17 protein-coding genes are annotated in these 13,712 nt (G+C 68.8%); all 17 read left to right on the top strand.

Annotated features, from left to right (window positions below):
• Positions 1-1,235, top strand: a 1,235-nt coding sequence (locus tag E1286_RS50880) for an ATP-binding protein (RefSeq protein WP_246075581.1), incomplete at its 5' end; no start/stop codon positions are given.
• Positions 1,232-1,654 (top strand): roadblock/LC7 domain-containing protein, encoded by a 423-nt coding sequence (locus E1286_RS40415; protein ID WP_132621530.1) that lies wholly within the window; start codon positions 1,232-1,234, stop codon positions 1,652-1,654. The genes E1286_RS50880 and E1286_RS40415, both read left to right, overlap by 4 nt.
• Before the next feature lie 5 nt (positions 1,655-1,659).
• Positions 1,660-2,097, top strand: coding sequence for a DUF742 domain-containing protein (locus tag E1286_RS40410; protein ID WP_246075580.1), 438 nt, complete (start codon positions 1,660-1,662; stop codon positions 2,095-2,097).
• A 7-nt stretch (positions 2,098-2,104) separates the two neighbouring features.
• Entirely contained in the window at positions 2,105-2,665 is a 561-nt protein-coding gene (locus E1286_RS40405; RefSeq protein ID WP_132621528.1) for a GTP-binding protein, read from the top strand.
• Between the two features lie 57 nt (positions 2,666-2,722).
• Positions 2,723-4,270, top strand: coding sequence for a signal recognition particle protein (ffh, locus tag E1286_RS40400; protein WP_132621526.1), 1,548 nt, complete (start codon positions 2,723-2,725; stop codon positions 4,268-4,270).
• 238 nt (positions 4,271-4,508) lie between these two features.
• Positions 4,509-4,955, top strand: a complete 447-nt coding sequence (rpsP, locus tag E1286_RS40395; protein ID WP_132621524.1) for a 30S ribosomal protein S16 — start codon at positions 4,509-4,511, stop codon at positions 4,953-4,955.
• Between the two features lies 1 nt (position 4,956).
• On the top strand, positions 4,957-5,202 hold the full coding sequence (locus E1286_RS40390) for an RNA-binding protein (RefSeq protein ID WP_043634919.1): 246 nt from the start codon (positions 4,957-4,959) through the stop codon (positions 5,200-5,202).
• Between the two features lie 69 nt (positions 5,203-5,271).
• Complete coding sequence (rimM, locus tag E1286_RS40385) at positions 5,272-5,772, top strand: ribosome maturation factor RimM (RefSeq protein ID WP_132621522.1); 501 nt, start codon at positions 5,272-5,274, stop codon at positions 5,770-5,772.
• Positions 5,772-6,551, top strand: coding sequence for a tRNA (guanosine(37)-N1)-methyltransferase TrmD (gene trmD / locus E1286_RS40380; RefSeq protein ID WP_132621520.1), 780 nt, complete (start codon positions 5,772-5,774; stop codon positions 6,549-6,551). The genes rimM and trmD overlap by 1 nt, the downstream gene beginning before the upstream one ends.
• Before the next feature lie 162 nt (positions 6,552-6,713).
• Positions 6,714-7,076, top strand: coding sequence for a 50S ribosomal protein L19 (rplS, locus tag E1286_RS40375; protein ID WP_043634900.1), 363 nt, complete (start codon positions 6,714-6,716; stop codon positions 7,074-7,076).
• A 144-nt stretch (positions 7,077-7,220) separates the two neighbouring features.
• Positions 7,221-8,081, top strand: a complete 861-nt coding sequence (gene lepB / locus E1286_RS40370; RefSeq protein ID WP_132621518.1) for a signal peptidase I — start codon at positions 7,221-7,223, stop codon at positions 8,079-8,081.
• 26 nt (positions 8,082-8,107) lie between these two features.
• Positions 8,108-8,674, top strand: a complete 567-nt coding sequence (gene lepB / locus E1286_RS40365) for a signal peptidase I (RefSeq protein ID WP_246075579.1) — start codon at positions 8,108-8,110, stop codon at positions 8,672-8,674.
• Between the two features lie 52 nt (positions 8,675-8,726).
• On the top strand, positions 8,727-9,395 hold the full coding sequence (locus E1286_RS40360) for a ribonuclease HII (RefSeq protein WP_132621514.1): 669 nt from the start codon (positions 8,727-8,729) through the stop codon (positions 9,393-9,395).
• Positions 9,396-9,434: 39 nt separating this feature from the next.
• A complete protein-coding gene (locus tag E1286_RS40355) occupies positions 9,435-9,758 on the top strand; it encodes a DUF2469 domain-containing protein (RefSeq protein WP_026215037.1) in 324 nt (107 codons plus the stop codon).
• Between the two features lie 709 nt (positions 9,759-10,467).
• Positions 10,468-10,827, top strand: a complete 360-nt coding sequence (locus E1286_RS40350; RefSeq protein ID WP_132621512.1) for a YraN family protein — start codon at positions 10,468-10,470, stop codon at positions 10,825-10,827.
• The gene (locus E1286_RS40345) at positions 10,828-12,366 is read left to right on the top strand and encodes a YifB family Mg chelatase-like AAA ATPase (RefSeq protein WP_132621510.1); all 1,539 of its coding nucleotides are present in this window, start codon (positions 10,828-10,830) and stop codon (positions 12,364-12,366) included.
• A gap of 355 nt (positions 12,367-12,721) precedes the next feature.
• Positions 12,722-13,712: DNA-processing protein DprA (dprA, locus tag E1286_RS40340; protein WP_246075577.1), on the top strand; the 991-nt coding region annotated here is incomplete at its 3' end.

Below are 13,712 nucleotides of genomic sequence, written 5' to 3'. Positions count from 1 at the left end.
TGGAGAACTACGAGCGCGTCGTCCTCCAGGTGCCCGACGGGGTGTCGGTGGCCGGGCAGGCCGTCAACGACGTCATCCACCTGCTCGCCGAGCTGGTCGAGAACGCCCTGTCGTTCTCCCCGCGCGATACCAGGGTGACCGTCTCGGGCAGCCGGATCGACGGCGGCGGCGTGATGCTCTCCATCACCGACTCCGGCATCGGCATGACCCCCGAGGAACTGAGCCAGGCGAATGACCGCCTCGGCGACGCGCCGACCATGGACGTGTCGGTGTCGCGGCGCATGGGCCTGTTCGTGGTCGCGAGGCTGGCACAGCGGCATGGCGTACGGGTGCAGCTGCGGGCGCACGGCTCCGGCGGCCTGACCGCCATGGTCCTCATCCCCGAGTCGCTTCTCGGCACGCAGGCCCCGTCGTACGCGGGTTCTGCGCCGGCCGGCGCGGGTCCCGCCGGCCGGGAGGAGGCGTTCGGCACCCCGGCCCCGTCGGCCAGCCCCTGGCCCGCGTCGCCGTACCAGCTCGGCCCCGGGCATCCCTCCTATCCTTCGTACCCGTCCTATCCGTCGACCGAGGCCGTTCCGCAGGGCGGCTCCCGGCCGTCGGCTCCGGCCTGGTCCAACGACGCGCCGTCCCAGGGCCGGGCGGCGTCCGACTCGGCCAACGACGTGTGGGTGTCCGCCCGCGCCCCCGTCACCAGCGAGAACGGGCTGCCCCGGCGCGACCTCCCGCCCGACGAGACCCGGCCCTGGGGGCGTCACCCCGAGCCGCCGCCGGAGCCGCTGCGCAACCGCTTCGACTTCCCCGAGCCCGAGTCCGCGAAGACGGGGCCGATGCCGGCCGTCCCGCCGGCCTCCTCGGGAGACGAGTACCTGCCGATCTTCGCCTCGGTGGAGTCGGCCTGGTTCGATCACGGGTCCGAGCCCAACGCCACGTGGGGTTCGAGCAACTCCGACGCGGGGTGGGACGCCGCGAAAGCGGTGGTGGAGCCGATACGCGACGGTTCGACGGCGGCGGGTCTACCCAAGCGGGTGCCCAAGGCCAATCTGGTGCCCGGCTCCGCCGACGCCGTCTCGGCTCCCCGAGGGATCGCGCCGATGCCCACGGTCGCACCGGAACGGGTACGCAGCCGGCTTTCCAGCTTCCAGCAGGGTTTCAGAGCAGCACGTGACGACATCAGCGAGGGGCGCAAGTACACCTCCGGTCCGAGAAGTGTTGAGAGCAGGGATGAACGCGCATGAACGACCTGAGCCAAACGGCACGTGGAGTCGATTGGTTAATCACGGACTTCGTCAGCACGGTCCCCGGCGTGGCGCACGCGGTAGTGGTCTCGTCGGACGGGCTGCCGCTGGCGGCGTCGGCGGGGTTTCCGGCGGATCGGGCCGATCAGCTGGCGGCGATCGCGTCGGGGCTGGTGAGCCTGACGCAGGGTGCCGCGAGGGTGTTCGAGGGTGGTGCGGTCAACCAGACGATCGTGGAGATGCAGCGCGGGTTGATGCTGATCATGTCGATCAGTGACGGCTCGTGCCTGGCGGTGCTGGCGGCCCCCGACTGTGACATGGGGCTGGTGGCGTACCAGATGACACTGATGGTGGAACGCGCCGGTCAGGTGCTGACTCCGGCTGTGCGGGCCGAGTTGCGCGCCAGCCAGACCAGGTGATGTAGGTGACGGACCCCAGATGGAACAGCGGTAGCTGGAACGCCGGTGGATGGGCGAGCGGGGGCTGGGAGCCGCCACCGCCGCCGCCCTCGGCGTCCAGCGACGAGCCTGCCTCGCCCGTCCGCCCGTACGCGGTCACAGGCGGGAGGACCGCGCCCAAGGTCAAGCTGGCGATGGAGGCGCTCGTGTCCTCGGCCACGGCCGAGCACCGCGAGTTCTCGCACATCACGCCCGAGTACAAAGCGATCAGCCAGCTCTGCCTGCAGGTCAGGTCGGTGGCCGAGGTGTCGGCCCTGCTGCGGATCCCGCTCGGCGTGGTGCGTGTTCTGATCGCGGATATGGCGGCCGAGGGCCTGGTACGGGTGCATCAGCCGCAGCTCGATGCAGGGAGGCCCGACGTCAACCTGCTGGAAAGGGTGCTAAGTGGACTTCGCAGACTCTAGCCCCGGTTTGACCTCGACGAAGATCGTGGTCGCCGGCGGGTTCGGCGTGGGCAAGACGACGTTCGTCGGAGCGGTGTCGGAGATCATGCCGCTCACCACGGAGGCCGTCATGACGGACGCCTCCGCGGGGATCGACGACCTCGGCATGACGCCGCTGAAGTCGACCACGACCGTCGCCATGGACTTCGGCCGCGTCTCGCTCGACCGCGACCTGATCCTCTATCTGTTCGGCACGCCCGGGCAGCACCGTTTCTGGTTCATGTGGGACGACCTGGTACGCGGCGCCATCGGCGCGGTCGTCCTGGTCGACACCCGCCGCCTGGCCGACAGCTTTCCCGCCATCGACTACTTCGAAGAGGCGCAGCTGCCGTTCGTCGTCGGCATCAACGGCTGGGACGGCCAGTACCTGCATGACGACACCGAAGTGCGCGACGCGCTCACCCTCGCCCCTCACATCCCGATGGTGCGCCTGGACGCCCGGTCGAAGGAGTCGGTCAAGAACGCGCTGATCCAGCTGGTCGAACACGCGCTGACGGTCCGGATGGCCGTGCCAGGCTGGAGCGGCTAGCAGAGCGGATAGTCTGGAGTCTTAGACGTACATTCGCTTCGAGGACTGGCCAACCACGTGTTCGAGACGCTTTCCGACCGGTTGACATCGGTCTTCTCCTCCCTCCGGTCCAAGGGCCGGCTGTCCGATGCCGACATCGACGCCACCACCCGCGAGATCCGCATCGCCCTGCTGGAGGCCGATGTCGCTCTCCCGGTGGTCAAGGCGTTCGTCGCGCAGGTCAAGGAGCGCGCCAGGGGCTCCGAGGTCTCGCAGGCGCTCAACCCGGCGCAGCAGGTCGTCAAGATCGTCAATGACGAGCTGATCGAGATCCTCGGCGGCGAGACGCGCCGGATCCGCCTGGCCAAGACGCCGCCGACGGTCATCATGCTGGCGGGTCTGCAGGGCGCGGGCAAGACGACGCTGGCCGGCAAGCTGGCGAAGTGGCTGCGCGAGCAGGGCCACGCGCCCATGCTCGTCGCCGCCGACCTGCAGCGCCCCAACGCCGTCACGCAGCTCCAGGTCGTGGGCGAGCGTGCCGGGGTCGCGGTCTACGCGCCCGAGCCCGGCAACGGCGTCGGCGACCCGATCGAGGTGGCCCGCAGGTCGATCGACGAGGCCAGGCGCCTGCAGCACGACGTCGTCATCATCGACACCGCCGGTCGCCTGGGCATCGACCAGGAGATGATGCAGCAGGCCGCCGACATCCGCGACGCGGTCCGTCCCGACGAGGTCCTGTTCGTGGTCGACGCCATGATCGGCCAGGACGCCGTCACCACGGCTCAGGCGTTCATGGACGGCGTCGGCTTCGACGGTGTCGTGCTGACCAAGCTCGACGGCGACGCCCGCGGCGGCGCTGCGCTGTCGGTCCGCCACATCACCGGCCGGCCGATCATGTTCGCGTCGACCGGCGAGAAGCTGGAAGACTTCGACGCCTTCCACCCCGACCGCATGGCCTCGCGCATCCTCGACATGGGTGACATCCTCACCCTGATCGAGCAGGCCCAGAAGACGTTCGACGAAGAGCAGGCCGCCAAGATGGCGGGCAAGCTCACCTCGGGCGAGAACTTCACGCTCGAAGACTTCCTCGAGCAGATGATGATGGTCCAGAAGATGGGGCCGATCAAGAACCTGCTCGGCATGATGCCCGGCATGGGGCAGATGCGCGACCAGATCAACTCCATCGACGACCGCGACCTCGACCGCATCGCGGCCATCATCCGCTCGATGACCCCCGGCGAGCGCCAGGACCCCAAGATCATCAACGGCTCGCGCCGCGCTCGCATCGCCGCCGGCTCCGGCGTCACGGTCAGCGCCGTGAACAACCTGGTCACCCGCTTCTTCGAGGCACAGAAGATGATGAAGCGGATGGCGGGGGGCATGGGCATCCCCGGCATGCCGGGCGGCCGCGGCAAGGCGGCCAAGACGCAGAAGAAGGGGAAGAAGGGGCGGCGCGTCAGCGGCGACCCGCGCAAGGCCGCGCTCGGGAAGGCCGACGCGGAGACCGCTCCTTCCGAGCCGAAGCAGGGCGGCGTGCTGGGCAATCTGGGCGGCAAGCTGCCGCCCGGCGTCGAGCTGCCCCCCGGCTTCGACCCGTCCAAGCTGAAGCTGCCCGGCCAGAAGTGACGCACCGCGCCCGGTGACCAGCCGGTCACCGGGTCTTGCCCGGCCCTTTGCGGCCCGCTGCCGTCCGAGGTCGTGGGCAGTGCCGTAGGTCTGGCAGAATGACATGTTGGAACACCGTGACCAGGTGGGTGCCCTCTCATCTCCCGCCGGACGCGCCTGTCCCTGGAGCGTCGTCCCGTCGTGCCCCACTCGGCGAGATGCCGTTCACCCACGCTCGAATGCAGGAGAGACCACACCCGTGGCAGTCAAGATCAAGCTCAAGCGGCTCGGCATGATCCGCAATGCTCAGTACCGAATCGTCGTCGCCGACAGCCGCACCAAGCGTGACGGCCGGGCGATCGAGGAGATCGGCCTGTACCACCCGAAGGACGACCCTTCGCGCATCGAGGTCAACGCCGAGCGTGCGGCCTACTGGCTCAGTGTCGGCGCGCAGCCGACCGAGCCGGTGCTCAAGCTGCTCAAGCTCACCGGTGACTGGCAGAAGTTCAAGGGCGAGCCGGCTCCGGCGCCCCTGAAGGTCGCCGAGCCCGCGCCCGACCGTCACGCCATCTACGAGGCCGCGGCCAAGGAGACCCTGTCCGGTGGCGACACCGGCACGGCCGCCACCACGCCGAAGAGGGCCAAGAAGAAGGACGACGCCGAGGCCGAGGTCACCACCGAGACCAAGACCGAGGGCGAGGCCTGACGTGCTCGAGGAGGCTCTCGAGCACCTCGTGAAGGGCATCGTCGAACATCCAGACGATGTCCGGGTCCGCGCACGCCGCATTCGCAGCGGGCGCGTCCTGGAGGTCCGGGTGCACCCCGAGGACCTGGGCAAGGTCATCGGACGCGGCGGGCGCACCGCCAAGGCGCTGCGCACGGTCGTGAACGCCCTGGCCGACGGGAAATACGTGCGGGTCGACCTGCTCGATCTGCACGAAGCAGTCCGTTAGCGTCAGGAAAAGCGCGCCCTCATCGGCTTCGTTCCGATGGGGGCGCTCGCGTTGAGAAAGGCAGATCACGTGCAGCTGGTCGTCGGCCGGATAGGCCGTCCACACGGGGTACGCGGTGACGTGACCGTGGAGGTGCGCACCGACGATCCCGAGCTGCGCTTCGCCCCGGGCATCTCGATCGCGACCGACCCCGCCGAGCGCGGGCCGCTCGTCGTCGAGGGGCGCCGCTGGCACAAGGGCATGCTGCTGGTGACCTTCGAGGGCGTCGCCGACCGCGACGCGGCCGAGGAGTTGCGCGGCACCATGCTGGTCATCGACTCGGCCGAGGTGGCGCCGCTCGACGACCCCGACGAGTTCCACGACCACCAGCTCATCGGGCTGACGGTCGAGACCGTCGCGGGCGAGCAGGTCGGCGAGGTGGAGGACGTCCTGCACCACGGCCAGGACCTCCTCGTGGTGCGCCGCAAGGGGCAGGACGACGCTCTCATCCCGTTCGTCAAGACCCTCGTGCCCGTGGTCGACGTGGAGGCGGGGCGGCTGGTGGTCGATCCACCGGAAGGGCTGCTGTGATGCGGCTCGACATCATCTCGATCTTCCCCGAGTACTTCGCGCCGCTCGACGTCTCGCTGATCGGCAAGGCCCGCGAGCGCGGCACCCTCGACGTGCGCGTGCACCAGCTGCGCGACTGGGCCCACGACGTGCACAAGAGCGTCGACGACACCCCGTACGGCGGCGGGCCCGGCATGGTCATGAAGCCCGAGGTGTGGGGCGAGGCCATCGACGCGGTGATCGACGGCGGCTCCCCGCGGATCGTCGTGCCGACGCCCAGCGGGCGGCCCTTCACCCAGGAGCTGGCCCAGGAGTTGGCCGCGGAGCCGTGGCTGCTGTTCGCCTGCGGGCGCTACGAGGGCATCGACTCGCGCGTGATGGACGAATACTCCGCACGGCTGCGCGTCGACGAGGTCAGCATCGGCGACTACGTGCTGGCCGGGGGAGAGGTCGCGGTGCTGGTCATCGTGGAGGCCGTCGGGCGGCTGCTGCCGGGTGTGCTGGGCAACGCCCAGTCGGCCGTGGACGACTCGTTCGCGCCCGGGTCGATGCACAACCTGGTCGAGGGGCCGGTCTACACCAAGCCGCCCGTGTGGCGGGGGCATGAGGTGCCGGCCGTGTTGCTGTCCGGACATCACGGAAATGTCGCCCGGTGGCGGCGTGAGCAGGCGATCCGCCGTACCGTACGCAACCGGCCGGAGCTGGCGGCGGAGCTCGACCCCGACACGCTCGACAAGCACGACAGGAAACTGCTCGAAGAGCTGTCATTTCGCGTCAGCCCGAAAGATGTGGCAAACTGAAGCGCTGCCGTCCATCATGCGGTCGGTGTTGCATGCCCGGGAAAGCGACCCCGGGCCCCCAGGAGACAGCAAGCGTGTCCACTTCCTGTCGCCGCGCTCGCGTTCGGGGCGTGGCCGGGTGGACCTCCGCCTGCTTCGCGAACCATTGAGGAATTGACTCTCATGCACACGAAGATCCAGGAGCTCGAGAAGGCGACCCTGCGCAGCGACGTGCCGGACTTCCGTCCCGGTGACACGCTCGAGGTCCACGTCCGAGTCGTCGAAGGCAACCGGTCCCGTATCCAGGTCTTCAAGGGCTTCGTGCTGCGCAGGCAGGGCAGCGGCGCCCGCGAGACCTTCACGGTCCGCAAGGTCAGCTACGGCGTCGGTGTGGAGCGCACCTTCCCGGTGCACAGCCCGGTCATCGAGAAGATCGTCCTCGTGACCCGCGGTGACGTCCGCCGCGCCAAGCTCTACTACATGCGCGACCTGCGCGGCAAGGCCGCCCGCATCCGCGAGAAGCGCGAGACCACGGCCGCCAAGTAATCCGAGCCGTGCTCATGAAAGGCCCGCGCCATGCGCGGGCCTTTCCGCTTTACAGGGCCGTTCCCTTTATGTGGAGGGAATCAGGGGTGGGTGTAACGTCGGTCGGGGGTTGTCGGGCCTGCGCATCATCTAGGCTCGTCAGCGATGACAAGCGAGTACCAGGAGCACGGCGCGGCGCGCCGCCCTGTCGAGGACGAGGTGGACGTGGTCGCGGAAGAGACGCAGAAGCCGGCCAAGGGCGAGAACAAAGAGAAGAAGGGCTCGTTCTGGAAAGAACTCCCCGTTCTCATCGTGGTGGCCCTGGTGCTGGCGCTGATCATCAAGACATTCGTGGTCCAGGCGTTCTACATTCCGTCCGAGTCGATGGAGAACACCCTGTTGAAGAACGACAGGGTCCTCGTCAACAAGCTCGTCTACCACACGCGTGACATCGAGCGCGGCGACGTGGTGGTCTTCTCCGGCGTCGACTCGTGGGACGGCGAGTTCCAGCTCGAGGAGCCGTCCAACGCGGTGGCGGGGTTCTTCCGGTGGGTCGGCACGGCCTTCGGCATCGTGCCCGGCGAGAAGGACTACATCAAGCGGGTCATCGGCGTCGGTGGCGACCACGTCAAGTGTTGCGACCCCAAGGGCCGCATCACGGTCAACGGCACGGCCATCGACGAGAAGAGCTACCTCTACCCGGGTGACGTGCCGTCCAACGAGTTCTTCGACATCACGGTGCCGCCAGGGCGGTTGTGGGTGATGGGCGACCACCGCTCGGTCTCGCTCGACTCGCGCTCCCACACCGGCGATCCGGGCGGCGGCTCCATCCCCGAGAGCCAGGTCATCGGGCGGGCCTTCGTGATCGTGTGGCCGTTCAACCGGTTCGGCTCGATCGACATACCTGAGACGTTCGCCCAGCCCGCGCTGCAGGCGCTCGGTGGGCCGGAGCCGGTGGTCGCCGGGTTCGGGCTCGCCGTACCCTTGGTGCTGGCCCGTCGGCGCCGGCTGCGCAAGACGCGCTGACGGCCGTCACGGAGAAGGCGGAGGGCGTGGCAAAAGAGAAGAAGAAGGGCGGTTTCCGCGAGACCGTCCTGCTGATCGCGATGGGGGTCGGGATCGCGCTGCTGTTGCAGGCGTTCGTGATCGGCTCGTTCTACATCCCGTCGGAGTCGATGGAGCGCACGCTCCTCGTCAACGACCGGGTGTTCGTCAACAAACTCGCGGGCAAGCCCGAACGCGGCGACATCGTCGTCTTCAAGGGCTGGAACGGCGAAGACACCATCAAGCGGGTCATCGGCATCGGGGGCGACAAGGTGGTGTGCTGCGACAAGCAGCGACGCATCACCGTCAACGGGACGCCGCTGGACGAGGAGTCCTACCTCTACCCGGACGATTTCGCTTCTGGCGATGACTTCGACGTCACGGTACCCCCCGGAAAGCTCTGGCTGATGGGTGACCATCGCAGTGCCTCGGCCGACTCGCGGGCCCACATGGAAGAGCCCGGAGGGGGTTTCATCTCGGAAGATGACGTGATCGGCAAGGCCGTGGTGCGCTATTGGCCGCTGTCGCGCGGCTACCTTTTCTCCCAGCCCGACATCTTCGACAAGGTCAAGTAGAGGGGACTTTCGGTCGCGGTTCGCGGCGAATGGGGCGTACGCTGCCTGTGTCATGACAGTTGCGTTCCGCCCTCGACCGAGTGTCGTCCGGCGAGATTCCGGACTCTACGCCTACGAGCGGGCGCTCGCCCGTCGCGGCCTCGCCCCCATCGCGGGTGTCGACGAGGCAGGGCGCGGCGCGTGCGCGGGGCCGCTGGTGGTCGCGGCCGTCATCCTGCGCAAGCGGATCGACGGTCTGGACGACTCGAAACTGCTCACGCCCGCGGTGCGCGAGCGCCTGTACGACCAGATCATGCGCGTCTCCCAGGTGGGCATCGTCATCATCCCGCCTGAGGAGATCGACGCCAAAGGTCTTCACAAGTGCAACGTTTCAGGAATGCGGCGAGCTGTCGCACAGTTGCCTTGTGACCCGGAGTACATCCTCACGGACGGATTCCCGGTGCCGGGGCTGCCCGCCCCGTCGCTGGCGGTGTGGAAGGGGGACCAGGTGGCCGCGTGCGTGGCGGCCGCGTCGATCGTGGCCAAGGTGACCCGAGATCGCCTGATGGTCGCGCTCGACGAGCGCTACCCGCAGTACGGCTTCGCCGAGCACAAGGGGTATGTCACACCAGGACATCGGCTGGCGCTGGAAACGCACGGTCCGTGTCCTGATCACCGTTACTCCTTCGTCACGGTGGCGAGGGGGATGGGTGAGAATGAATTGGGGGCCGGGGTTGCCTGACCAGGCACACCGGGGGACCGGTACGACAGGAGGACCGCGATGAGCGCAGAGGATCTCGAGAAGTACGAGACCGAGATGGAGCTGCAGCTTTACCGCGAATACCGCGATGTCGTCGGTTTGTTCACTTACGTGGTGGAGACTGAGCGGCGGTTCTATCTGACCAACTCGGTCGATCTCGACGTCCGCACTGCGGAGAACGGCGACGTCTTCTTCGATGTGAAGATGCAGGACGCCTGGGTGTGGGACATGTATCGGCCTGCGCGGTTCGTGAAGAACGTGCGGGTGGTCACGTTCAAGGACGTGAACGTGGAGGAGCTGGCCAAGGCGGACCTGGAGATGCCGAAGGAGGGGTTCTCCGGGTAGGGCCTCTCCGGTTCTGCTCTTGCGGGGGTTTCGGGTGCGTGGGGGCTGGTTCCGGCGTGCCTGTCGTCTGGGTTGTGGGGACGTGCTGCCGGAACGTCGGTTGGTGGGGGTACGGTCCGAGTCGGCCTTGTGTTGCTGAGCTGCCTGAGCATGTCCCCCAGATTCGCCGGCCACGCCGGAACATCCGGCCTGACGACGCGGCCCACCTGGTCACTTGGCACACGGCGACCGGTGCGGCGCCGTCCAGGTGTTGACTGCCACGAGTCTTGGCGGCGTGGGCCGGGCGGGGGTAGCTGAGCGTGCGCGAAGAGGGCTCTGCCTGCCGCGCGCTCCTGCGCGGTCCGTCAGGAACGCCGCCGCCAGGTGGCCGTCCAGGTGGCGAGGGCGCCGAGTCGTCCGAGGAGCCACCTTCTCCGTGGGCCGGCGCCATGCCGGCTCCAGCGCCTTGCGGCCTGTCGGGTGCTGGGCCTCTCCCTTGCGCATCACCTTGCGGGCCGAGTCTGGGTCAGTTACGCGCGGAACTTGGGTTCTGGAGCGCATTCTGGGTTCATTCCCTTTGAGGAACGGGTCGAAGGTGAGGCGCTGGGTTGTCCACAGCCCGTGCGGATGCCTGAGGCAGTGTCCACAGAATCCCGTTCGGGGTGGAGGCTGAGGGCCTGGATCCGCGAAGGTCGGTGCTCGGACCCGACCTACCCGACGGAGGTGGCACTTGGCCACGAGAAGCAAGCTCGATCTCGGTAAACAAGGCGAACAGGTGGCCGCGACCTACCTGGAGAGCCGGGGCATGACCGTGCTCGAACGCAACTGGCGCTGCCGCCACGGCGAGATCGACATCATCGCGGAAGACGGCTCCCACCTGGTGGTCGTCGAGGTCAAGACACGATCGGGCCGCTCGCACGGCACGGCTCTGGAGTCCGTACGTCCCGCCAAGGTCGCCAGGTTGCGGATGCTGGCGAACAGGTGGCTGACCACGCAGCCCCGTACGTTCGAGGCCGTGCGCGTCGATGTCGTCGCCCTTGAGCGGTTCGCGGGCGATTTCGCTCTGCGCCACGTACGGGGGGTGATGTAGATGGCCGTGGCCCGCACCCGCAGTGTGGCGCTGGTCGGAGTCGCAGGCCGCACGGTCGAGGTCGAAGCCGACGTGGGCAACGGGCTGGCCGGCATCCACCTCATCGGCCTTCCCGACACGGCGCTCAGCGAGGCCCGCGACCGGGTCAGGTCGGCCGTCGTCAACAGTCACTACCCGTGGCCCGACGCCCGCATCACCGTCAGCCTCTTCCCGGCCAGCCTGCCCAAACGCGGCTCGCAGTTCGACTTGGCCATAGCCGTCGCCGTCCTCGGCGCGGCCGGCGTGGTGCCCGCCGAGCGCATCGCGGAGCCGTTCTTCCTGGGGGAGCTCGGCCTCGACGGCCGCATCAGGCCCATACGCGGCGTGTTGCCATCGGTCCTGGGCGCGGCGCAGCACGACGGCGACGTGATGGTGGTGGTCCCCTCCGGAAATGCGGCGGAGGCGTCGCTCGTGCCGGAGGTGAAAGTGGTCCCCGTCGGTCACCTGCGTGACCTCGTGGAGTGGCTGCGCAAGGGCGAGATTCCGCCGACGCCCGAGGCGGAGGAGCCGGTGGAGCCACCCCAGTCGGGGATGAGCCCCGAAGTCGATCTGACCGAGGTCGTGGGCCAGCCGGTCGCCCGGCGAGCCCTCGAGGTGTGCGCGGCCGGCGGCCACAACCTCTGGATGCTCGGTCCGCCGGGCACCGGCAAGACCATGCTGGCCGAACGCCTGCCCACGCTGCTTCCCGGCCTGGAGCTCGACCATGCTCTGGAGGTCACCGCCATTCACTCGGTCGCGGGTGTGCTGCCGTCCAGTGCTCCGATGATGAGCCGCCCTCCGTTCGTCAGCCCGCACCACACCGCGACCACGGCGGCGATCATCGGCGGCGGCAGCACGATCGTCCGTCCTGGCGCCGTCTCGCTCGCGCATCGAGGGGTGTTGTTCATGGATGAGGCCCCTGAGTTCGCCAGGCATGTGCTCGACGCGTTGCGGCAGCCCCTGGAGTCGGGGCGGGTGACCGTGTCCAGGGCGGCGGGTTCGGTGACGTTCCCTGCGCGGTTCATGCTGGTGCTGGCGGCCAATCCGTGCCCGTGTGCCCGCGCGGAGGACCAAGCGGAATCCTGCACCTGCACCCCTACAGTCAGGCGACGTTACCTCGGCAGGTTGTCGGGGCCGCTTCTCGACCGCATCGACATGAAGGTCACGGTCGTCCGCTCGTCCAGACGAGAGTTGCTGGCCGACCGCCAGTTCGTGGAGACGAGCAAGACCGTGGCCGAACGCGTTCTCGTCGCCCGCGAGCGAGCCGCCAAACGCCTGGCCGGCACTCCGTGGCGGTTGAACGCCGAAATCCCGTCCGCCGCCCTGCACGCCGACTATCGGCCGCCGGCCGCGGCAATGCGTCCCATGACGTCCTGCCTCGACTCGGGCGCGCTCACGGCCCGGGGCCTGGACCGCGTCGTACGGGTCGCGTGGACGCTCGCCGACCTGGCCGGCAAGGACAACCCCGGAGAAGACGAAACGAACGCCGCGCTGGGCTTCTGGCTCGGGGTCAGGTCGTAACCCGCCCGTACATCGACGAGCGGCCACCCTTCCCACGCTGGCACCGCCAGCAGTTCCCATGCCCCTTTCACACTGGAGCTGCGAGCAGCTCCACAGCCCGTCACGCCGGCGCCGCCATCCATGCCCCTGTCCGCACCGGTGCGGACAGCGGCTCCCATGCCGCATTCCACGCCGGCGCCGCCGGCAACAGTCCCATGCCCTCCGTATGCCCCAAGGAGCCGCCGTGACCAACACACGTCCGTCGCCCGTTACGCCCGAAGACTCCGCTGTGCCCCGAACCGCCGCAGCAGAACCCACCGCCAGGACGCGGACCGGGACGAGCATCCGGTCGGATGCCGAGGCCAGAGTCGCTCTCATGCGCGCCACCGACGTGGGCGACCCCGTCATGGGCCGTCTCGTGGCCGCGTTCGGCGCTCCGGCGGCGGTGGAGGCGATCCGCAACCGCGCTCTGCCGCCGGAGTTCATCGCGCGGGAGGCGGAGCAGGAAAGCCGACCGGATCTGAGCTCCCGTCTCAACGCCTGGTACGCGCGCCTCGCCGCCGCCAACCCGCCGGCCGATCTCGAAGCCGGAGAGGGCTCCGGAGCACGGCTGATCATCCCCGGCACTCCGGCCTGGCCCACCCAGCTCGACCAGCTCGGCTCCAGCCGTCCCCTCGGGCTGTGGGTCCACGGCTCAGCGGATCTGCGCTTCGCCTGCCTCAAATCCGTGGCCGTGGTCGGGGCCAGAGCCGCCACCCCTTACGGTTCGCACATCGCGGCCGAGTTCGGCGTGGGCCTCAGCGAGGCGGGCTGGACCGTGGTGTCGGGAGGTGCGTTCGGCGTGGACGGCGCCGCCCACCGGGGCGCGCTGGCTGCCGGCTCTCCGACGGTCGTCGTGCTGGCCTGTGGTGTGGACGTCTGCTACCCACGCGGTCACGACACACTGTTCGCCGCGGTGAGAGGACAGGGTGTGGTGATCAGCGAGTGCCCGCCCGGCGTTCATCCGACCCGAGCCCGCTTCCTCATCCGGAACCGGCTGATAGCCGCGCTGTCGAGAGGCACAGTGGTGGTGGAGGCCGCGGTCCGGAGCGGAGCCCTCAACACGGCAACCCACGCCCTGTCACTCAACCGGCATCTGGGCGCGGTTCCCGGCCCGGTCACCTCTGGCATGTCGGCCGGTTGCCACAAACTCCTCCGCGAGCGCAAGGCCGTCTGCGTGACCTCTCCCGAGGAGATGATCGAGCTCGTCGGCGTCATCGGCGACGATCTCGCCCCGCAGGCCCGAGTTTCGGTGCTGCCCAGAGACAGGCTCAACTATGTGACGAAGCGCGTCCTGGACGCGATCCCCGCGCGGGGAGGGGCGGGGC

Origin of the sequence: Nonomuraea terrae, from assembly GCF_004348995.1 — a bacterium.
Taxonomy (GTDB): domain Bacteria; phylum Actinomycetota; class Actinomycetes; order Streptosporangiales; family Streptosporangiaceae; genus Nonomuraea; species Nonomuraea terrae.
This window is presented reverse-complemented; position numbering and strand designations above follow the sequence as displayed.